This window comes from Janthinobacterium sp. 1L-D-8-B-C4, assembly GCF_057291295.1.
Window position 1 is genome coordinate 1 of the sequence record NZ_JBXAVX010000019.1, and the last position, 21,181, is coordinate 21,181.

At 63.2% G+C, this 21,181-nt stretch carries 17 protein-coding genes; 3 read left to right on the plus strand and 14 right to left on the minus strand.

Annotated elements, in window-relative coordinates; genetic code table 11:
• Positions 1-237: 237 nt before the first annotated feature.
• Positions 238-849 (minus strand): TetR/AcrR family transcriptional regulator, encoded by a 612-nt coding sequence (locus AC0Z42_RS25855; protein WP_485470944.1) that lies wholly within the window; start codon positions 847-849, stop codon positions 238-240.
• A 78-nt stretch (positions 850-927) separates the two neighbouring features.
• Between AC0Z42_RS25855 and AC0Z42_RS25860 the strand changes: the two genes are divergently transcribed.
• Both AC0Z42_RS25860 and AC0Z42_RS25865 read left to right on the plus strand, forming a co-directional pair.
• Complete coding sequence (locus tag AC0Z42_RS25860; protein ID WP_485470945.1) at positions 928-2,154, plus strand: YbfB/YjiJ family MFS transporter; 1,227 nt, start codon at positions 928-930, stop codon at positions 2,152-2,154.
• Between the two features lie 23 nt (positions 2,155-2,177).
• On the plus strand, positions 2,178-3,476 hold the full coding sequence (locus tag AC0Z42_RS25865; RefSeq protein WP_485470946.1) for a leucine-rich repeat-containing protein kinase family protein: 1,299 nt from the start codon (positions 2,178-2,180) through the stop codon (positions 3,474-3,476).
• A 52-nt stretch (positions 3,477-3,528) separates the two neighbouring features.
• Here AC0Z42_RS25865 and AC0Z42_RS25870 read toward each other — a convergent pair whose 3' ends face one another.
• Complete coding sequence (locus tag AC0Z42_RS25870) at positions 3,529-4,788, minus strand: nitronate monooxygenase (RefSeq protein ID WP_485470947.1); 1,260 nt, start codon at positions 4,786-4,788, stop codon at positions 3,529-3,531.
• Positions 4,789-4,889: 101 nt separating this feature from the next.
• Positions 4,890-5,375, minus strand: a complete 486-nt coding sequence (locus AC0Z42_RS25875) for a YajQ family cyclic di-GMP-binding protein (protein ID WP_065306321.1) — start codon at positions 5,373-5,375, stop codon at positions 4,890-4,892.
• 177 nt (positions 5,376-5,552) lie between these two features.
• Here AC0Z42_RS25875 and murB point away from each other — a divergent pair, with 177 nt between their 5' ends.
• On the plus strand, positions 5,553-6,581 hold the full coding sequence (murB, locus tag AC0Z42_RS25880; RefSeq protein ID WP_485470948.1) for a UDP-N-acetylmuramate dehydrogenase: 1,029 nt from the start codon (positions 5,553-5,555) through the stop codon (positions 6,579-6,581).
• A gap of 1 nt (position 6,582) precedes the next feature.
• Here murB and ppnP read toward each other — a convergent pair whose 3' ends face one another.
• The 11 genes from ppnP to AC0Z42_RS25935 form a co-directional block, all read right to left on the minus strand.
• Positions 6,583-6,903, minus strand: coding sequence for a pyrimidine/purine nucleoside phosphorylase (gene ppnP, locus AC0Z42_RS25885; protein WP_485470949.1), 321 nt, complete (start codon positions 6,901-6,903; stop codon positions 6,583-6,585).
• A gap of 30 nt (positions 6,904-6,933) precedes the next feature.
• Positions 6,934-7,959 (minus strand): GGDEF domain-containing response regulator, encoded by a 1,026-nt coding sequence (locus AC0Z42_RS25890; protein ID WP_485470950.1) that lies wholly within the window; start codon positions 7,957-7,959, stop codon positions 6,934-6,936.
• A gap of 31 nt (positions 7,960-7,990) precedes the next feature.
• Positions 7,991-9,019, minus strand: a complete 1,029-nt coding sequence (gene cheB / locus AC0Z42_RS25895) for a chemotaxis-specific protein-glutamate methyltransferase CheB (RefSeq protein WP_485470951.1) — start codon at positions 9,017-9,019, stop codon at positions 7,991-7,993.
• 10 nt (positions 9,020-9,029) lie between these two features.
• Positions 9,030-11,381: a hybrid sensor histidine kinase/response regulator gene (locus AC0Z42_RS25900; protein WP_485470952.1), complete on the minus strand. Its 2,352-nt coding sequence runs from the start codon at positions 11,379-11,381 to the stop codon at positions 9,030-9,032.
• On the minus strand, positions 11,378-12,079 hold the full coding sequence (locus tag AC0Z42_RS25905; protein ID WP_485470953.1) for a chemotaxis protein CheW: 702 nt from the start codon (positions 12,077-12,079) through the stop codon (positions 11,378-11,380). The genes AC0Z42_RS25900 and AC0Z42_RS25905 overlap by 4 nt, the downstream gene beginning before the upstream one ends.
• An 18-nt stretch (positions 12,080-12,097) precedes the next feature.
• Positions 12,098-13,327: a CheR family methyltransferase gene (locus tag AC0Z42_RS25910; RefSeq protein ID WP_485470954.1), complete on the minus strand. Its 1,230-nt coding sequence runs from the start codon at positions 13,325-13,327 to the stop codon at positions 12,098-12,100.
• Entirely contained in the window at positions 13,324-13,779 is a 456-nt protein-coding gene (locus AC0Z42_RS25915) for a chemotaxis protein CheW (protein ID WP_485470955.1), read from the minus strand. Before AC0Z42_RS25915 ends, AC0Z42_RS25910 begins: the two co-directional genes overlap by 4 nt.
• 3 nt (positions 13,780-13,782) lie before the next feature.
• Positions 13,783-15,594 carry a methyl-accepting chemotaxis protein gene (locus AC0Z42_RS25920; RefSeq protein WP_485470956.1) on the minus strand — a complete coding sequence of 604 codons (1,812 nt, stop codon included), beginning with the start codon at positions 15,592-15,594 and terminating at the stop codon, positions 13,783-13,785.
• A 188-nt stretch (positions 15,595-15,782) separates the two neighbouring features.
• The gene (locus AC0Z42_RS25925) at positions 15,783-17,018 is read right to left on the minus strand and encodes an argininosuccinate synthase (protein WP_485470957.1); all 1,236 of its coding nucleotides are present in this window, start codon (positions 17,016-17,018) and stop codon (positions 15,783-15,785) included.
• A 49-nt stretch (positions 17,019-17,067) separates the two neighbouring features.
• Positions 17,068-17,988, minus strand: coding sequence for an ornithine carbamoyltransferase (argF, locus tag AC0Z42_RS25930; protein ID WP_485470958.1), 921 nt, complete (start codon positions 17,986-17,988; stop codon positions 17,068-17,070).
• 233 nt (positions 17,989-18,221) lie between these two features.
• A complete protein-coding gene (locus AC0Z42_RS25935) occupies positions 18,222-21,065 on the minus strand; it encodes an ATP-binding protein (RefSeq protein ID WP_485470959.1) in 2,844 nt (947 codons plus the stop codon).
• Positions 21,066-21,181 lie beyond the last annotated feature (116 nt).

Genomic DNA, 21,181 nt, shown 5'->3' on the forward strand with positions numbered 1-21,181 from the left:
CATCCCGAACAGGACCGTGAAACAACTTTGCGCCGATGATAGTGCTGCAACCAGTGTGAAAGTAGGTTATCGTCAGGCTTGTTATTCGTAGTAGAAGAAAACCCCATCAAGAAATTGATGGGGTTTTTTTTCGTCTGTAGAGTTGTTATAGATAACCCCAAGCGAAGGCTGGGGTCAGACCCCTGCCAGGCCAACGCCGGGTGTGAAGCTGACGGTGTGGGGTCTGACCCCGGCTGTTCAAGGGTTCGGGTGAAACAACACCGTAACCAGCGAATCGGCTGTCGCCAGCAGTGCGGCTGGCGCATGGTAGATGCGCTCCATCACCACAATGCCGCGCGTCAGGGTGGCAGCCAGGCGAGCTGCGTCGGCGGGCGGCAGGTTCAATCGCGCGCGCGCATCTGCCATAGCCAAGCGCACTAACAAAATCTCTTCCAGTTCATCGAGCATGCCGCGCAAGGCGGCACGTACCGGTTCATCCATGGCAGTTTCGTCGGTGGCGATTTTTGTCGTAAGGCAGCCACGCGTGGATGCTTCCTGCGAGGGCGCGACAGGCGCTACCGCTTCGGTCATGGTATTGATGGTATAGGCGAAAAAATCGTGCAGGGCGGTGGCGGGATCGTCGTCGGCAAGTTGCAACTGCGCTGCATCGAGAAAATTGCGGCGATAGCGCTCGAACACGCGCAGGAAGATCGCCTGCTTGTCGCCATAGGCGTTGTAGAGTGAGCCGCGCAGCACGCCCGTCGCATGCGCCAGGTCCTGCATCGAGGTGGCAGCATAGCCGCGTTCCCAGAAAACGCTGATTGCGCGATCGAGGGTCTGTTCTTCGTTGAATTGTTTTTTACCGGCCATACGACGATTATGGGTATTCTTGACACTGCTGTCAAGTTTGACTAAGCTGTCAAACATGATCACTGAAGAAAGACTTTCATGAGTGTAATATCACCCATCAATGAACAAGACAATACCGGCGCCAGCTTGCGCGCAATTGCCGCCGGCCTGTGCGCCAGCCTGGTCGGTATCGGCCTGGCCCGCTTTGCCTACACGCCCTTGATCCCTTCGCTGATTGAGGCGCGCTGGTTTTCCGTGGACGACGTGATCTATCTGGGCGCTGCCAATCTGCTCGGCTATCTGGCTGGCGCCTTGCTGGGCCGGCCGATGGCGCGGCGCTTCAGCGCGCATGTCATCCTGCGCGGCATGATGCTGCTCGCTTCGCTGGCATTCTTTGCCTGTGCGTTTCCTTTGTCGGTCAGTTGGTTCTTTATCTGGCGCTTCTTGTCGGGCCTGGCCGGCGGCAGCATCATGGTGCTGGTCGCGTCGACCGTGCTGCCGCAGGTACCGGTGCAACGCAGGGGGCTGGCAGGCGGGGCGATTTTTGTCGGCGTCGGCTTTGGTGTTGCCGCCTCGGGTACCCTGGTGCCGCTGCTGATGCAGCTGGGCCTGCGCGCCGCGTGGCTGGGATTGGGCAGCTTGTCGCTGTTGCTGGCAATCATCAGTTGGACCTTTTGGCCGGCCACGCCGCCGACGGGAGCGCCTGCTCCCGCCAAACATGGCGCCGGAGCCCAACCTGGCACGGCGCTGGCCCTCAATACCCTGTTCGTGCAATATGCGCTGATGGCCGTGGCGCTGGTGCCGATGATGGTATTCCTGGTCGATTACGTGGCCCGTGGCCTCGGCTGGGGAGCGCATGAGGCCGCTGTTTTCTGGATCATCTATGGTCTGGGAGCGATTGCCGGGCCCATGCTGTATGGCGCGCTGGCAGACCGTATCGGCCCGGCCATGACCAGCCGCATGGCATTGTTGCTGCAAGCGGTGGCGTTGTGCGTGATGATGATGTCGCACCAGCATGCCGTGCTGATGCTGGCGACCTTTGTGGTGGGAACCTTCCCGCCTGGCATCGTACCAATTACCCTGGGGCGCTTGCACCAACTGCTGCAACATGATGCAAGCGCGCAACATGCTGCCTGGAGCCGTGCCACTACCGTGTTTGCGCTGTTCCAGGCGCTCGCCGGTTATGGTTATTCCTGGATGTTTTCGCATAGCGGCGGCAATTATCATCTGTTGCTGGCCACGGCCATCGGTGCGCTGTTGCTGGCCTTGCTGGCCGATATGGCACAAAAAATTCTGAGTGGAAAACGCTCGCCTGCTACACTTTGATTTTATCGATTTGAAAGCACGCCTTGTCCACTACTTTGGAACAGTTGCGCGCCGGCCAGTTGGCCGGCGCGCAGCGTTTGAGCTTGTCCTGCGGCCTGACGGCCTTTCCACCCGAAATTTATGACCTGGCCGATACGCTGGAAATCCTCGACTTGTCGGGCAATGACCTGACATCCTTGCCCGACGACCTGCCACGCCTGCACAAATTGCGGATAGTCTTCTGCTCCGATAACCGGTTCACGTCTTTGCCGGTGGGGCTCGGTTCATGTCCTGAGCTGAGCATGATCGGCTTCAAGGCCAATCAGATCCGCAGCGTGCCGGCGCAAGCCCTGCCACCCAAGCTGCGCTGGCTGACCTTGACCGATAACGCCATCGAAGTAATGCCCGACGAGATTGGGGACTGTGTGTTCCTGCAAAAGCTGATGCTCGCCGGTAACCGCTTGAGCACCTTGCCGGCCTCGCTGGCGCGTTGCACGCGGCTGGAATTGCTGCGTATTTCCGCCAACCGCCTGCCGTCGCTGCCCGCCTGGCTGCAGGACTTGCCGCGCCTGAGCTGGCTGGCTTGTGCCGGCAACCCGTTCAATGAAGCTCGTGAAGCGACCGCCCTGGACGCGGCCGGCATGGAGCATATCGATTGGAAGCGTTTGCAACTGGGACGACAGCTGGGCGAGGGCGCCTCGGGCGTGATTTCGCAGGCCACGCTTGACGGCCAGCCGGTCGCCGTCAAGGTCTTCAAGGGTGCCATGACCAGCGATGGCTTGCCGCGCAGCGAGATGGCCGCCTGCGTCAGCGCAGGTGATCATGCCAACATGATCCCGATCCTCGGAACGGTAAGCGCTCACCCGCAAGGATCACTCGGCCTGGTGATGCCGCTGATCGATCCGGACTATATCAACCTGGCAGGTCCACCCAGCCTGGCGTCCTGCACGCGCGACATCTATGACGGCGATGTGCGCTTCAGTGAGCGGCAGCTGCTGGCGATCGCGCATGGCATCGCGTCGGCGGCGCGCCAATTGCATGCGCGCGGCATCGTGCACGGCGACTTGTACGCGCACAATATTCTGCACCATCCGGATGGCCGCTGTCTGCTGGGCGACTTTGGCGCAGCCTCGCTGTTTGCGCCCGACGCGACCATCGCCGCTGTACTGCAAGGCATCGAGGTGCGTGCGTTTGGCGTGCTGCTGGCGGAATTGCTGGACCGCTGCGCGACGCCCTTGCCGGCGCTGCAGGCGTTGGCGAGTGCTTGCTTGCAGGAACGGCCTCTGCAGAGGCCCCGTTTCGGGCAGCTGGAGCAGGTGCTGGCAGCTTTGCTGGCGGCATAAAAAAATGGCGCAGCCTTCGCAGGCTGCGCCACTATTTTGAAGCCGAGCCTGGTCAGGCTACGGTTTCTTTTTCCGGCAGGGCGATCTGGTTGTCGACGCTGAACTGGTAGTCCTTGAAGACGTGTTCGGCCGACAGGATCTGGTATTCGCCATTGTCGAGTTTGTGCGTGGTGTCCTTCAGGCGGTAGGTGTAATGGCCGCAGGTCCAGCAGTTGAAGTTGCGCATGTGCGTGCACAAACAGGTCTTGTCCATCACCGACACGACTTTCAGCTCGGGGTGGGCCGCCACTTCGCGGTTGTACGAGTTGATATACGCGCAGTTGCCGGTCGCATCGAGCAGGTAGCCATACGATTCGCAGCCGGGACGGATGCCGGCGCCGATGGCCGGCGTGTTTTTCAGCATGCGCATCGGGTAGCCGGTCGGCGAGACGCCATTGACGATGATGTCTTCTTCCGACGCCTTGTAGTATTCCTGCTTGACCTTGTCCGGCAGGCCGCATTCGCTGGTGACGGTAAAGCGGGTGGCCACTTGCACGCCAGCCGCGCCCGCTTCCAGGAACGACACGGCGTCGCTGCCCGTGAAAATGCCGCCAGCGGCGATCAGCGGAATGTCGAGCTGCTCCGCTTTCAGGTAGGCCAGCAATTCGGCGGTGATCGTGTGCAGGTCGTAATTGGCCCAGTCCATGCCGAAACCCAGGTGCCCGCCAGCGAGCGGGCCTTCGACGATGACGAAGTCGGGCAGGCGGTTCAGCTTGGCGTTCTTGCGCAGGAAAATTTGCAAGGCGCGTACCGACGACACGATGATGCCCAGCTTGGCATCGCGGAAACGCGGATGGTCGGCCATCAGCGCGAACGAGCCGAAGTGCAGGCCGGCCGACAGGGTAATGCCGTCGATGCCGGCGTCCAGTGCCGCGTTCAGGCGCACGCGCAAGGTTTCGCGCGGGCCGTTCATGGTCAGCTTTTCCATGCAGTTGACGAAAATCAGGCCATCGCCTTTTTTCGCGTCCATGGTGGCGCCGATGTGGCGGCGCTGCGCGTCGGCCAGGCGGCCCAGGTCGAACTGCACCACGGCCTTGTCGCTGTTATTGATATTGAATTTGTAGAGTTTCGTCTTGTCCTTGACGAAGGTGGTGTCGAAACGGCGGTCCGACACATCTTCCACCATGGCATCGGAGATATGGCCGATACCACCGAGCCGGGCCGCTTCCAGCGCCAGCTCCGACGTGGAAATATCCACGCCCATGCCGCCGATCATGATGGGCACATACTCTTTTTTGCCAAATCGCAGGCGGAAATCATCAACACGTTTCATTGCTATCCTTAGACTACCGTCGTTATTACTGTGCGCAAGCCCAATTTTACCGCAAGCGGGCAAGGGTCTTGGTGCGACACCCCACTGTTACGAGACAAGGATCAGTCGCGGAAATTGTTAAATTCCAGCGGCATGTCCGGCACGTCCTTGCGCAGCATGGCCATCGCCGCTTGCAGATCATCGCGCTTGGCGCCCGTGACGCGCACGGCTTCGCCCTGGATGCTCGCCTGCACTTTCATCTTGCTGTCCTTGATGACGCGCACGATCTTTTTCGCATCATCCGTTTCGATGCCATTCTTGATCTTGATGATCTGCTTGACCTTGTCGCCGCCGATCTTCTTGATGTCGCCCTCGTCGAGGAAGCGGACATCAACCTTGCGCTTGGTCAGTTTGTTGGTCAGCACATCGCGTACCTGGCTGAGCTGGAAGTCGGAATCCGCAAACGCGGTCAGTTCATTTTCCTTGTGTTCGACGCGCGCGTCGCTGCCCTTGAAGTCGAAACGGGTCGAAATTTCCTTGTTGGCTTGTTCGACCGCGTTTTTCACTTCGATCATATCGGCTTCGGAAACTACATCAAATGACGGCATGGTCAGTCCTTTCGTGTTTGGAGCGGTGCGCGCCTGGCGCGCCGGCTGGCCACTGTTGCAAGCGGCGCGGCCCTGTTAAAGATGCGACATTTTAACGGACAACGGCCTGCCTGCCCTTGTCTTGCGCTGGTTTTTTGTCGCATTCACTCTATAATCGAGCAAAATAAACGGTATCCCATGTCTCCAGAGCTCACCATCGAACACAATTATCCGCTGCAAGCGCTCAATACCTTCGGCATTACGGCCCAGGCTTGCGCCTATGTGCGCATCACTTCCACCGTTCAACTGCAAGCGGCGCTGCAAGATCCGGCGCTGGCCGCCATGCCACGCCTGATGCTGGGCGGCGGCAGCAATATTGTCCTGACCGGCGACTTTCCCGGCGCCGTGCTGCACATGGCGACCACCGGCATGCGCCTGGCGCAAGCATCGTTCGACACCATTCTAGTCACCGCGGCGGCAGGCGAAAACTGGCACGCCTTCGTGCAGTGGACCCTGGCGCAGGGCGTCGGCGGGCTGGAAAACCTGTCGCTGATCCCGGGCACGGTGGGCGCGGCGCCGATCCAGAATATCGGCGCCTATGGTGTGGAAATCAAGGATTATCTGCATAGCGTGAGCGTGATGCACGCCAGCAGCGGCATCGTCTTCGACATGGACCGCGAGGCCTGCCGTTTCGGTTACCGCGACAGCATCTTCAAGCATGCCGACGGCGCCGAGCTGATCGTGCTGGAAGTGACGTTCGCCTTGCCGGCGCAGTGGCAGCCGAATTTGCGCTATGCCGAATTGGCGCAGGCGGTGGCTGAACAGCAACTGGCAAACCCAACTGCGCAGCAGGTGGCCGACACGGTGATCGCGATACGCCGGCGCAAGCTGCCGGACCCGGCCGTGATTGGCAATGCCGGCAGTTTTTTCAAGAATCCGGTGGTGTCACAAGCGCATTGCGCACAGTTGCTGGAGCGCTATCCTGCGCTGGTGCACCATGCGCAGCCGGACGGCACCGAAAAGCTGGCGGCGGGCTGGCTGATCGATCAGTGCGGCTGGAAGGGGAAAAACCTGGGGCCCGCGGGAGTGTATCCCAGGCAGGCGCTGGTCCTGGTCAATAATGGCGGCGCTCGTGGCGCGGACATTACCGGTTTGGCCGAGGCGATCCAGAAGGATGTCGAGGCGAAGTATGGGGTGCTGCTGTCACCGGAGCCGGTATTCGTTTGAATTAACCGAAATGGCAGACGTAATCGACGGTCTCTAAAGTTTCAATGTCGAAATGGCTGTTGCCCGGGATGCTGAACTGCTGGCCCGCGCCATGGCTGGTCCATTCGGTGGCATCGGCCAGGCGCACCTTGCACAGGCCGCCCACAATTTCCATGATTTCCGGTGCGCCCGTGTTGAAGCGCAGCGATGACGCGAAAATCACGCCCACGCTTTTTTTCGTGCCATCAGGAAAAATAACATTGTGCGAAATGCACTTGCCATCAAAATAGATATTTGATTTCTTGACGACGCTGACATTGTCCAGTTGTGCGCTGTTGCTCATACTTATGCTTTCCTTTCTTGCGGTTAAAAATCAGGTAGTCGTGTCCTCGGCCTTCAGCACGTTGTTGCGTCCGTTGCGCTTGACGGCGTACAAGGCCTGGTCGGCACGGTTGATCAGTTGCTCGACGGTCGACTGTGGCGACGGCACCACGCTGGCCACACCGATCGAGACCGTGACGATGCCCAGCGCGGCGACCGGGTGCTCGATCTGCAGGCTTTCCAGGTGGCGCCGGCACGCTTCGGCGATCAGCATGGCGCCGTCGATATCGGTGTCGGGCAAGACCAGTGCAAATTCCTCGCCACCGTAGCGGGCGGCCAGGTCGGCCGGGCGCTTCAGGTGCTCGGTCAGCACGGCGGCCACTTTCTTCAGGCACAGGTCGCCCGCCAGGTGGCCGAACTGGTCGTTATAGGACTTGAACAGGTCGATATCGCAGAAAAGCAGGCTCAGCGGCTCTTTGTCGCGCTGGCCGCGCTGCCATTCGATCTGCATGGTTTCATCGAAGCGGCGGCGGTTGGCAATGCCCGTCAAGCCGTCCAGGGCCGCCAGTTTTTGCAGTTCTATATTGGCTTCGGCCAGGTTTTTCTGGCTTTCGCGCAGGAAACGGAACGCCTGGTCGCGCTGCAGCCGGCTGATATGGGCGTTCGAGTGGTAGCGTATGCGCGCCAGCAATTCGAGCTTGTCGGGCAGTTTGACGACATAGTCGTTGGCGCCCACCGCAAAGCTGTAGGCCTTCAGTTTCGGGTCATCCCTGGCCGACAGCACGATCACCGGCACGTGCGCCAGCGCCTCGTGCTCGCGGTACTGCTTGATCAGCGCAAAGCCATCGGTGCCCGGCAGCACCAAATCTTGCAGAATCACCGTCGGCTGCATGCGCACGGCCGTTGCCACCGCCAGTGCGGCATCGGTAACGTAATGAAACTCGATATCCTGCTGGTCGCTCATCATGCGCCGGACCGCTTCCGCGATGATCAGTTGATCGTCCACCAGCAGGACGCTGACCTTGAATTCGGTCAGCGCGGTATCGGGAGGCAGGAAGCGGGTGGAAAATTCGGGCATTGCGGTCTTTTCAGAGGTTGGGGAAGGGTAGTCAGCCATTATTGAGCCGGCTACCCACTCGATTGCGCAAGCTTGCGCCTATCTTGTCGAGCGGCAGGATCTGCTGCGCCGCGTCGAGTTCTGCCGCCGCGCGCGGCATGCCGTAGACCGCACTGCTGGCCTGGTCCTGGGCGATCGTCGTCTTGCCGGCGCGGCGCATGGCCAGCAGGCCGTCGCCGCCATCGCGGCCCATGCCGGTCAGCAAGATGCCGACCGCCTCGCCACGCCAGTGCTGCGCCACGCAGTGAAAAAACACATCGACCGAAGGCCGGTACACATAGTCGCGAGGTGCTGCATCGTAACGCAAACGATAATTTTGATCCAGCAACAGGTGATCATTGGTCCTGGCCACCAGCACCGTGCCGGCCACCAGTTCGTCGCCGTCGCCGATCACGCGCACCGGCATGGCCAGCTGGTCGTCGAGCCATTTGGCAAAATGCGAGGCAAATGTTTCATCGATATGCTGCACCACCACGATGGCGCAGCCGGGCGGCGGGACCCAGTCCGACAATACCTTCGCCACCGCCGACGGGCCGCCGGTGGAGGCGCCGATCGCCACCAGGGTCTGCACCTGCCCATCGCCGCGCTCGCCGCCCTGTTGCTGGCGTGGCGGCGGCGCGGTGTCGCTGCTGTGGCGTATCAGCTTGCCGATGGTCTTGATCTTGGCCAGCAATTCGCTATCGCCGCCGGCCTTGCCCTGCAGCACAGGCGTGGCGGTGACGTCGAGCGCGCCGGCGCCCAGCGCGCGGAACACATGGTTGACATTGTCCTGCGGCCGGCCGGTCACTACCAGGATCGCGCACGGGCTTTGCTCCATGATCTGGCGCGTCGCTTCCACGCCATCCATTTCCGGCATGTTCAGGTCCATCAGGACCAGGTCGGGGCGCTGGTCCAGGCACATGCGCACGGCTTCGAGCCCGGTGCGGGCGATCCACAGCACCTGGTGCTCCTGCGTGCTGGCGACCACGCGCCGCAGCGCCTCGGCCGCCATCGCCACATCGTTGACGATGGCAATTTTCATGTAGTCGTTCTCATAAGCGGGCGTCTCCTATCAGGTCGGCCACGGCGTCGAGCAGGGTCTCGTCGTGGAAGCTGCCCTTGGTCAGGTAATAATCGGCGCCGGCGGACAGGCCGCGCGCGCGGTCCTCCGGGCGGTCCTTGTACGAGACGATCATCACCGGCAGTTTATGCAGGTGCAGGTCCTTCTTGACCAGCGAGACCAGTTCGATGCCGTCCATGCGCGGCATGTCGACGTCAGTGATCACCAGGTCGTATTCGCCGCTGCGCACCATGTTCCAGCCGTCGATGCCGTCGATCGCCACATCGACCGCAAAGCCGCGCCCGAGCAGCAGCTTGCGTTCCATTTCGCGCACCGTCAGCGAGTCGTCGACTACCAGAATGCGCTTGGCGCGGCGCTGCTGGGTGGCGCCGCCCTGCGCCAGCTGGTGCAGGCCGCCTTCGTGCAGCAGCTTGTCGATCGACAGCAGCAGGTCGGGCACGTCGAGGATCAGCACCGGCTCGCCATCATCCAACAGCGCGGCGGCGGAAATGTCGCGCATCTTGCCGAAGATCGGGTCGATTGCCTGCACCGCCAGGCTTTGCTCGCCGCGGATCGCGCCCACCACCAGCGCATAGCTCTGCTTGCCGCGCCCGACGACCACCACCGGCAGGTCGTCGCCGCTGGTATCGGCCTCGCCCAGTTCAAGTACCTGGGCCGCCGAGACCAGCCCCAGATGTTCGCCCTTGAGTTCGAAAAACTGCTTGTTTTCCAGCGTATGGATGGCCGTTTGCGGCACCCGCACCACGCTTTCGACCTTGACGATGGGAATCGCGTAGGCCTGGCCCTGGATTTCGATCACCAGTGCGCGCACGATCGACTGCGTCAACGGCAGGGTGATCAGGGCGCGAAAGCCGCGCCCCGGTTCCGATTCCAGGCGCACCGTGCCGTTTTGCTGGCGGATGGTTTCATGCACGATATCGAGACCCACGCCGCGCCCGGACAATTCACTGGCTTTTTCCTTCAGGCTGAAGGCGGGCAGGAACAAAAATTCCAGCAGTTCGCCAGCCGACAGCGCCGCCGCCATGGCCGGGCTGGCCATCTTGCGGGTGATCACCGACTGGCGGATTTTCTCCAGGTCGACGCCACGCCCGTCGTCGCTGATCTCGATGCTGAGCATGCCGGCGCGGTGGCGCGCTTCCATGCGGATGGTGCCCAGCGCCGGCTTGCCCGCATCGATGCGTTCGTACGGGCCTTCCATGCCATGGTCGATGGCGTTCCTCAGCATGTGGTTCAGCGGACTTTCGATCTTCGCCAGGATGTCGCGGTCGACCAGCGTGTCTTCGCCGTCGATCTCGAGCTGCACTTCCTTGCCCAAGCCGCGCGCCAGATCGCGCACCATGCGCGGAAAAGCCTGGATGCCGTCGCGGAATGGGCGCATGCGCAGCGCCAGCACTTCGTCGACCATGCCTTGCGAGACAGCCAGCAGGCGCCGCTCGTAGTTTTCGATGTCGGCGATATGCTCGAGCACGAATTGCTTGAGCGGCTGGGTTTTTTGCAGCGCCAGCAAGGACTTTTCCATCAGGCCGGCATCGCCCGAGCGCGCTATCGCCTCGTGCAACTGCTCGATGGCGGACACCAGGCTGCTCTGGTTGCGCTTGAAGCGCTGCAGCGCGCCGATAAACGGATGCATCTGGTGCGCGTTGATGCGCGATTCGCTGGCCAGCGACAGCAGGCGGTCGAAGTTCTGCGCCGGTGCCTTGGCCGGTGCCGGGCTGCCGGTACGTGGCGCGATCGCCGGCGCTGCCGCAGCTTCAGGCGGCGAAGGCGGCGGGGAACCGAGCAGCGCGGCCATCTCGCCGGCCAGCGCGGCCTGGATATCGTCGGGCAGCCCGGATAGGGCAGGCGCCGCTGGCGCCGGTATCCTCGATGGCGTGGATGGCAGCGGCGGCAGGGCCGGCAGTTCCGGCAGCTCGGCGATGCCGGCAATCGCCTTCAGGGTCTGCTCGATCTGCGCCGCGTTGGCGGCCAGCCAGGCTTCGGCGCCGGCGTCATCCAGCCGCGACAGCTGCACGATCAGGTCGACGCCCGACAGCAGCACGTCGACCCGTTCCGGCGTCAGCTTCAGGCTGCCATGCTGGGCGGCGATAAAGCTGTCTTCCATGCCGTGCGCCAGTTGCACCACCACTTGCAGGCCGACGATGGCGGCGGCGCCCTTGATCGAGTGCGCCGCGCGCATCATCGGCTCGATGGCGGCGGCGTCGCCCGCGTGGCGCTCCATGGTCAGCAAGCCGTCGGTGAGGATCTGGGTCTGGCTGTCGGCCTCCATGCGGAACAGGTCCAGCATGGAAAAGGCGCTCAGGTCGCCGTGCTGGTCCTGGCTCATCGTAATAGTCTCGCAAGTTGAAAGCCGATCAGCGCCGTATCGAGGCAGCCGATGCGCATGTCGTTTTCGGTGATCACGCCAGAAAGAAAGCGCGACAGTCCCTTGTTGAGGGTGGCGGCCGGCGTTTGCAGCGCGCTGCCCGCGTAGCGCACGATGCCGTGCAGGTCGGCCACCGGCAGCGCAAACGACTGCTCTTCCCAGCGCATCAGCAGCAGGCGCGCAAACGTGTGGCGCCCCTTGGCCGCCGGCGCGCCCTGTTCATCGATGCCCAGCAGGCTGGCCAGCGACATGCAGGGATACAGCTTGCCGCCGATATTGACGATGCCGAGCAAGCCGCGTCCGCTGCGGTGCGGCAGCACGTGCGGCGTGGCCTGCGGCGCGACGGAGTCGAAGACGCGGGTGGGCAGCGCCAGCCATTCGCGGCCGATGCGAAACACCAGCACCGAATTGTCCCGGGCGTCGCCCTCGGCCTGGCGCGCGCGGAAATGGCTGGCCCAGTCCTGGCGGTATTGCCCGTCGACGGCGCGCTGCAGGTTGCGCTGTGCGGCATCGGCATACACCTCGCAGTTGCGGCAATGGATATTGGCGGGCAGCTTGTCGCAGCTCTGGTCGCCGACCACGCCGATCTGGTTCCAGCAGTCGCTGATGGCGTCGCGCAGCCCGGTCAGGGGAAGACTGGTCAGGGCAGGGCGGTTCATGGTCGTGTACTCCGCATGTTAGTTGCCCGCGCTGGCCTGGCGGCGCTGGTAGATGCGCGCCGCGCGCGACTTGAGCGTGGTGGCGGCCGTCTGGTTGCCATTGCGCTCGGCCAGCAGCGCCAGGTGGCACAGCGCTTCGTAGTGGTCTGGCTGCAGATAGATGCAGCGGCGCCAGTAGTCGTCGGCCAGGTCCATCTTGCCGGCCAGCTCATTGATCAGCCCCAGCAGATAATACGCTTCGGCCGCCTCGGGCGCGCGCGCCAGGTGCGCATGGCACTTGTCACCGGCTTCGCGCAGCAGGCCGCGGTCGGCCAGGCTGCGCGCCTCGGCCAGCAGATCGGCGGCCGGCGCGGCGGCGGGCGCCGGGCGTGGACGTGCAGGCACGGCGGCTGGCGCGGGCGCCGCCGTCGGCACGCGGCGCGGCACGGCTTTTTTGAGCACCGGCGGCGGCGCCGGTGCCCGCGCGACGGCGGGCGGCTTGCCATCGTCTTTTTTCAGCGCAAACGCCTGGCGGTACTGCAGCGGCGCAAAGCCGTTCTGGCAGAACGAGGGCACCTCGGCATAGCCCGCCAGCAGCATGCCGTCGTCGGCCAGCAGCGCCGACAGTTTGGCAATCGCCGCGCGCGTGGTGGGCTTGTCGAAATAAATCAGCAGGTTGCGGCAAAAGATCACGTCGTAGTGCTTGCCCAGCGAATCGGTATCGAACTGCAGCAGGTTGCCCTGCCTGAACGTCACTTGCGTGCGCAGCGCGTCGATCAGACGGTAGGCGTCGTCGGCCACATGCGTGAAATAGCGCTCGTGAAAGGCCACGTCCTGGGCGCGAAAGGCGTTGCGGCCATATACGCCCGCTTGCGCGCGCTCGATGCAGGCCGGGCTCAGGTCATAGGCGTCGATGCTGAAGGCCTGTTTCGGCAGATTGGCGTCGCGCAGCGCCATCGCCATCGAATACGGCTCTTCGCCGCCGGCGCACGGAATCGAGGCGATGCGCGTGATCCTGCGGCGCGACCAGCGCTCCCGCACCAGGTCGACGGTGGCGTAAAACGCCTGCGGGTCGCGAAACAGCCATGATTCGGGCACCACCACCAGTTCCACCAGCTGGGTCATTTCCTCTGGCGTGATACTGTCCAGGTAAGCTTCGCTGTCGTCCTGGCCAGTGCGGTCCATGCGCTGGCGCACGGCCCGCTCCGCCATCGATTTCGAGACGGACAGGCCGGTGGCGCGGCGCAGCAGCGCTTGCGCCGGCGTCATGCCGCGCCGCCTTGCTGGAACAGCAGCGCACGCACTGCGGCCGGCAACAGGTGATCGAGTTCGATCAGCTGCAGCATGCCATCGGCATCGCTGGCCACCTGGCCCAGGAAGGGCGCGCTGGCCACGCCACTGTCGCCCAGCTGATCCTGATTGACATCGGCGATGCCGCGCACGCGCGAGGCCATCAGCCCCAGCGCATGCTTGCCACCATGGGGTGCGCGGTAGTCGACCACCACGATGCGGGTGTCGAATTGCAGCGCCGCAGGCGCGAACCCGGCCAGGCGCGACAGGTCGATCACCGGCACCGGCTCGCCATGCAGGTCCATCAGCCCGGCCACGTAGTCGGGCGTGAGCGGCAGCTGCTTGAGTTCGAGCAGCGGCAGCACGCGCACGATGGCCGCCAGGCGCAGGCCGTAGCGGTCATCGCCGATGTGAAAGACCAGCACTTTCATGGCTTAGACGGCGACCGCGAAGTTCGACACGCTCGACTGCAGGTCGCCGGCCGCATACTGCAGCTGGTGCACCGCTTCGCTGGTGGCTTTCAGCGATTCGACCGTCTGCTGGGTGGCGTCGTTCAACTGCATCATGGTGTCGGAAATCTGCGACGCGCCGATCGCCTGCGACTGCATGCCCTGCAGCACGGCGTCGAACTGCGGCGCCAGTTTCTGCACCTGGTCCATCACGCCAGAGAGCTGGTCGGTGACCTGGCGCACTTCGCCCACGCTGCGGCGTATTTCTTCGGAAAACTTGTCCATGCCCATTACGCTGGCCGACACGGCCGACTGCATTTCCTTGAGCATCTGCTCGATATCCCAGGTCGATACCGACGTCTGGTCGGCCAGGCGGCGGATCTCGGTGGCCACCACCGAGAAGCCGCGGCCCGCTTCGCCGGCTTTTTCGGCTTCGATGGCGGCGTTCAGCGACAGGATATTGGTCTGGTCGGCCACCTTGGTGATGGTGATCAGCACGCTGTTGATATTGCTGGCTTTTTCCGACAGGGCGGCCAGCTTGGCGTTGATGGAATCGGTGGCCGAGACCATGTGCTGCATGGTCGAATCCATGCGTTTCAGGTTGTTCTGTGCTTCGGCGGTGGCATTGGTGGTGTAGTCGGCCACGGCCGTGGCCTCTTCCATGGTTTTCAGCAGCTCGCTGGTATTGGCCGAGATTTCCTTGGTGGTGCTGAGGATTTCCACGCTGGTTTGCGCCTGCTCGATGCCGGTCGCTTCCTGCTGGCGCGCCGAGGCGGCGATCTCGGTGGCCGAGGTGGTCACCTGGATGCCGGCCTTTTGCACATTGTTGAGCAGGCTGCGCAGGTTTTCGAACATCTTCGCCAGGCCATTGCCGAGCTGGCCGATGGCGTCGCTGCCGGTGATGCTGACCTTGCCCGTCAGGTCGCCCGAGGCCGCTTTCGACACCACTTCCAGCAAGGAGTCGACCTTGGCGCGCAAACTATTGGTGGCCGCCAGTTCATTGGCCTGGTTGTCCTGGATGGTTTGCGCCATGCGGTTGAATTCTGCCGTTACCTGGCCCAGCTCGTCGCGCGACAGTATCACGGCGCGCGCGCTCTGCTCGCCGCCGGCGATGCGCCCGACCGCGTCGGTCAGGTTGTTCAGCGGCCCCAGGATGGCGCGGCCCAGCAGGTAGGAGATGCCCAGCGCCAGCCCGATGCACAGCAGGCCGCCCAGCGCCAGGGTCAGCATCATGGTTTCCTGCAGCCTGGCCGAGGTGGCCGTGCGTTCGGCCAGCAGGCGCGTTTCTTCGGCGGCGGCCTCGTCGAGCAGCTTGTTGGCCTGCACGATGGCCGGATAGCCGCCGGCCACCATGCTGCGCGCCACGGTTTCGGTGGCGCCCGGCGCATTGCCCAGCGCGCGGCGCTTTTCGATCTGCGGGTTGATCCAGTCCTTGACCCAAGTGGTGGTCAACTGGTCAATCTTGCGAAAACGCTCCGCCTGCGCCTTGTTGTCGATCGTCATGGCGAGCGTTTTTTGCGTATGCTGGGTCAGCACCGCCATCTCGTCGGTTTCCGGGTTCAGCGACGCTTCATTGCCGGTCAGAATGTAGCCGCGCGCTTCGACCTGGATCTGCAGGATGGAATTGTGGATCTTGCTGATCTCGCTGAGCACTTCCATCGTGTGGCGGTCCCACTGGTTCGCTTCGGACAGGCGTGAAAAACTGTTGTAAGCGACTGCCAGCAGGATCAAAATGATCGCCACGATGGAGCCGAAGCCCAGGTACAGTTTGTTCTTGATGCTCAGGTCTTTGAACATGGGGGCTCCGGTTCGATAAGGTCAGCTTGCTGGTACTTCATTGCAGTTCAGCATTTTGCCACGCGGGCGCAAATAATGGGGCGTTCTGGCAGGCCGGCGTGGCGGCAATCGGCCTGGAATTGACTGCCGAGTGCGTTCCAGATACAAAAAAACCGCCCGAAGGCGGTTTTTGCACCACAAGCTTGCGCTTATTTTTGGCCGCGTTTTTCGCGCGCAATCGCCGCGATGCGCATGCGCAGCGCGTTCAGCTTGATGAAGCCGCCGGCGTCGGCCTGGTTGTAGGCGCCGCCGTCTTCGTCGAAGGTGGCGATGTTCATGTCGAACAGCGAATCGGTTTTCGAATCGCGCGACACGACGATCACATTGCCCTTGTACAGCTTGATGCGTACCCAGCCGTTGACGGTCTGCTGCGTATGGTCGATCAGGGTCTGCAGCGCGACGCGCTCGGGCGCCCACCAGTAGCCGTTGTAGATCATCGACGCGTAGCGCGGCATCAGGTCGTCTTTCAGGTGGGCCACTTCGCGGTCCAGCGTGATCGATTCGATGGCGCGGTGGGCTTTGAGCATGATGGTGCCGCCCGGGGTTTCATAGCAGCCGCGCGACTTCATGCCGACGTAGCGGTTTTCCACCAGGTCCAGGCGTCCCACGCCATGCTTGCCGCCAACCTTGTTCAGTTCGGCCAGCACGGTGGCCGGCGACATGCGCACGCCGTTGATGGCGACGATATCGCCTTGTTCGTATTCGATGTCCAGGTATTCCGCTTCGTCCGGGGCGTTTTCCGGGCTGACGGTCCAGCGCCACATGGTTTCTTCGGCTTCGGCGCTCGGGTTTTCCAGGTGGCGGCCTTCAAAGCTGATATGCAGCAAGTTGGCGTCCATCGAGTACGGCGCGCCGCCGTTCTTGTGCTTCATGTCGATGTCGATGCCAGCGTCTTCCGCGTATTTCAGCAGTTTTTCGCGTGACAGCAGGTCCCATTCACGCCAAGGGGCGATGATTTTCACGCCTGGTTTGAGCGCGTAGGCGCCCAGTTCGAAACGCACCTGGTCGTTGCCCTTGCCGGTGGCGCCGTGCGAGATGGCGTCGGCGCCGGTGGCGTTGGCGATTTCGATCAGGCGCTTGGCGATCAAGGGGCGGGCGATGGACGTGCCCAGCAGGTATTCGCCTTCGTAGACGGTATTGGCGCGGAACATTGGGAAGACGAAATCGCGCACGAATTCTTCGCGCACGTCTTCGATATGGATGTTTTCCGGCTTGATGCCGAACTTGATGGCCTTGGCGCGTGCCGGTTCCAGCTCTTCGCCCTGGCCCAGGTCGGCCGTGAAGGTGACGATTTCGCACTGGTAGTTATCTTGCAGCCATTTCAGGATGACGGAGGTGTCGAGTCCGCCGGAATAGGCCAGGACCACTTTTTTAATGTCGCTCATAATGCTTCCAGTTGTCGTTGAGGTGTTTGTTTTGTTTGTTATTGCTGTTTTATGCAATTTTGCCCAGCAACAGATATTCGATCAGCGCCTTTTGCACGTGCAGGCGGTTTTCGGCCTCGTCCCATACCACCGATTGCGGGCCGTCGATCACTTCGGCGGCCACTTCCTCGCCGCGGTGCGCGGGCAGGCAGTGCATGAACAGCGCGTCGGGCGCGGCGCGGGCCATTTTTGCGCCGTCGACGATCCAGCCGTCGAAAGCGGCAATGCGGGCCGCGTTTTCCGCTTCGTAGCCCATGCTGGTCCAGACATCGGTGTTGACCAGGTGCGCGCCTTCGCAGGCGTCTGACGGGTTGTCAAAGAACGTGTAGCGTTCCGTCTTGACTTGCGCCAGGTCGATGTCATAGCCTTTTGGGGTCGACACATTGACGTGGAAGCCGAACACTTCGGCCGCCTGCAGCCACGAATACAGCATGTTGTTGGCGTCGCCGATCCAGGCGACGACCTTGCCGGCGATCGAGCCGCGGTGTTCGATATAGGTGAAGATATCGGCAAATACCTGGCAAGGGTGGTGTTCATTGGTCAGGCCATTGATCACCGGCACGCGCGAATTGGCGGCGAAACGCTCGATGATTTCCTGGCCGAAGGTGCGCACCATGATGATGTCGCACATGCGGCTCATCACCTGGCCGGCGTCTTCGACCGGTTCGCCGCGGCCCAGTTGCGAGTCGCGCGTGTTGAGGTAGATGGCGGCGCCGCCTAGCTGGTGCATGCCGGCCTCGAACGAGAGGCGGGTGCGGGTGGAGTTCTTTTCAAACACCATCACCAGGGTGCGGTCGATCAGGGGATGGTAAATCTCGTAGTTCTTGAACTTGCGTTTGATCAGGTGGGCGCGTTCGATCACATAGTCGTACTCTTCCAATGTGAAATCGGAGAACTGGAGGTAGTGCTTGATCGGTTTTTTTGTCGACATAAATGACCACTAGAAGATGCGCAGGCCGCCGGCGGCGTGCCTTTCCCGCCGGCCTGCCTCCGTGTCGATGACACTGTACGGATGGCGGTGCTGCCCGGCGCGCTGCTGTGTGCGGTTTGCCAAGTTGAAAAAAATGCAATGGCAGGTACGTCAGCCGTTCAATTATAAGGGTTTTGCTTTTAGATTGGAAAGACCGGCCGCGCCACGCTGGCCGGTCCGTGCAACACGGGCCTTCAATAGATGGCCGGCGGCATGGCGCCATCGAATTGCGGCGCCACCAGCGGCAGGTCGAGCGTAAAGCGGCTGCCGGCGCTGCTGCTGGCGACCTGGATCGTGCCGCCCAACAAGGCGGTGACGATGTTGTAACTGATCGACAAGCCCAGCCCGCTGCCGCCCTGACCCAGCCTGGTGGTAAAGAAAGGATCGAAAATGCGCGACAGATGCTGTTCGGCGATGCCGCCGCCGTTGTCCTCGAACACGATGATCACCCGCGTGTCGCTGGCGCTGGCCTGCAAGCGCATCAGGCCGCCGCCGGCCTGCCGTCCGGCGTCGCCGAACGCATGCACCAGGGCGTTGTTGATCAGGTTGGTGATCACCTGGCCCAGCGGCCCCGGGTAGCTATCCATGCCGATGCCGGGTGCGATCGCGGTCTCGATGCGGTGGCTTGATGCGCGGATGCGGTTCATCACGGTGGCGATGATTTCATGGCTGAGCTGCAGCAGGTCGAACGTGCGGCGCTGCTCGGTGGTGCGGTCGACGGCCACCTGCTTGAAGCTGTTGACCAGGTCGGCCGCGCTGTGCAGGCCGCGCATCACCAGCGCGGCCGCCTTGCCGGCATCGTCGATATACGCCGCCAGGTCCGAGCGGCGCAGGCCCGGGCCGTTCATCAGGCGCGCCACGTCATCGGTTTTTTGCTGCATGGTGCTGGCGATCAGCAGGCTGTTGCCGATCGGCGTGTTCAGTTCATGCGCCACGCCCGCCATCAGCGCGCCCAGGGCCGCCAGTTTTTCCTGCGACACCAGCTGCGCCTGCGCATCTTGCAACTGGTGGTAGGCATTGGCGTTGTCGAGCGCGATGGCGCCATACGCGCACAGGGTGCGAAAGATCAGCCGTTCGCGCTCGCCATAGGCGTCGGCATGGCAGGCTTGCACCGTCATCACGCCGAGGATGCGCTCGCCCACCGTCAAAGGCACGTACAGCACGCTCTGGTTATGCAAGGTGCCGGGCACGGTGTAGGCGTGGCGCCCTGAGGGTACTTGCGCGATATACACTTCGCTGCGGCTTTGCAGGCAGCGCACCGAATAGGCGCGCGGATTCGACAGAGCAATGGCGTTGTCGGGCAGCGGCAGGCCGGCCTCCATGCCGTGCGCGCGGCGCAGCGCCGTGCCGGCCGCGTCGAGCATGTAGACGGCGAAGGTATTGACGGGCAGCAGGGCGTGCACATGGCGGTCCAGTACCTGGAATACGGCGCCGGCGTCCAGGTGGGTGGTGATTTCCTGGCCGATCGCCGACAGGCGTTCGAGCGTGTCGCTGGTCTGCTGCAGCACTTCGGCGCGCCGCGCTTCGGAAGCGGCCAGCTCGCGGTGGTGGTCGCCCTCGGAGCGCGCATGCTCGCTCTGATGGCGTACCTGCATGGCGATCGCCCGGTTGGTGGCCTGCTGGGTATGGCTGCGCTCGCGCGCAGCGCCCGCTTCGAGGGCGATATCGTAGGCGCGCGCATAATCGCCCGCATGCGCATATTCGCGCGCCAGCGCGTCGAGCAGTTCGCCTGGCGGCGAATAGCCGCCGATGCTTGAGGCGACCTGCAGCGCGCGGTGCAGATAATGCAGTGCCGGATTACGTTCGAGCATGGCGGGCGGCGCCGGCAGCTCGTGGCGCGCATGCAGCATGGCCAGCACGCGCAGCGTCGCCACCTGGTTGACGGCGTCGCCGTGTGCGCCGGCCAGCTCCAGCGCGCGTTCGGCCGCCAGCAGCGCATCGTCGGGGCGGTCCAGGTAGGACAGGGCGTGTGCGCTGCCGCGCTGGGCCATGCAGCGAAAATCGGCCTGGTCCAGCGCTTCGGCGCGCTGCGCCAGGCGGCTGAAGGCGTCAAGCGCCATGTCGTAGTCGCCCGTATCCAGGCTCAGTTCACCCAGGTAGAACAGTGCGTTGGCATAGCTGCGCGCGCCCGACACGGGGGCCAGTACCTGCAGCGCTTCACGCAGCAGTGCGCCGGCTGCGTCGAGGCGGCCCAGCTTGCGCATGGTTTCGGCCGTATGCGTCTGGCAGGCGCCGATGCTGCGCGGCCACAAGGTCGGGCGTGCCAGGTCCAGCGCGCACTGCATCCATTCGAGCGCCGATTGATGATCGTTCAGGTTGCCGAAACAGTCGCCGATATTGATGGCGGCCGTGATCGCCGGGCGCAGCTGGCCACTGGCCAGTGCCGCTTCATAGGCCTGCATGTAATGGCCCACGGCCGTGCCCAGGTCGTGCGAAGCATAGGCCAGCACGCCGCGAAAATCGTGGACCCAGGCCGCCAGTGGCACCGGCAGTTGTTGGTCATCTGCGCCGAAGCGTGATCCCCACAGCGCTTGCGCGGCCGGCGCGTCGCGCAGCACGGCCCAGCGCGCGGTCGCTGCATCGGCCAGGCTGGCGCGGGTGGCGTCACCGGCGCTGCTCGCTTGCTGTCGCGCCAGGCGCAGTTGCGCGGTACAGCGCAGATGGTCGCCGCGGTCGACCGCAATCGACGCCAGCAGCCAGTGCGCGTCAGAGCAGGCGGCGCCGTCGCCATGCGCGCACAGCACCGCGTGTGCGGCCTGGGCCAGGGTTTCGGCTTCATCGAGCGCGCCGCGCAGCCATTGCACTTCGGCCCGCACCAATTGCAGCCGGGCCAGGGCCAGTTGCTGCGCAGCCGGACTCAATTCCGCCTGGGGCAGCCATCGTTGCGCTTCTTCCGCCAGGTGCAGCGCTCGCGCGCCGTCGCGCTGGCGCAAGTGCCAGCACAGCGGCAGCAATACCGGCAGGCGCGCCGCGCCGTGCAGGGCCGGCAAGGCGTTTTCCCACTGCGTGATGTCCTGGTCGAGCGCGAACATGTCCATACAGCTTGTCTCTCCGCAAAAAGCCGCACCAGCCTGTCGTCAGGCCGGCTGTGCGTCTTGCATTGTAAGCTGCATTGGCGGGGAAATGTTCGTCAGGGGCGCCGCGCCAGGCCTGC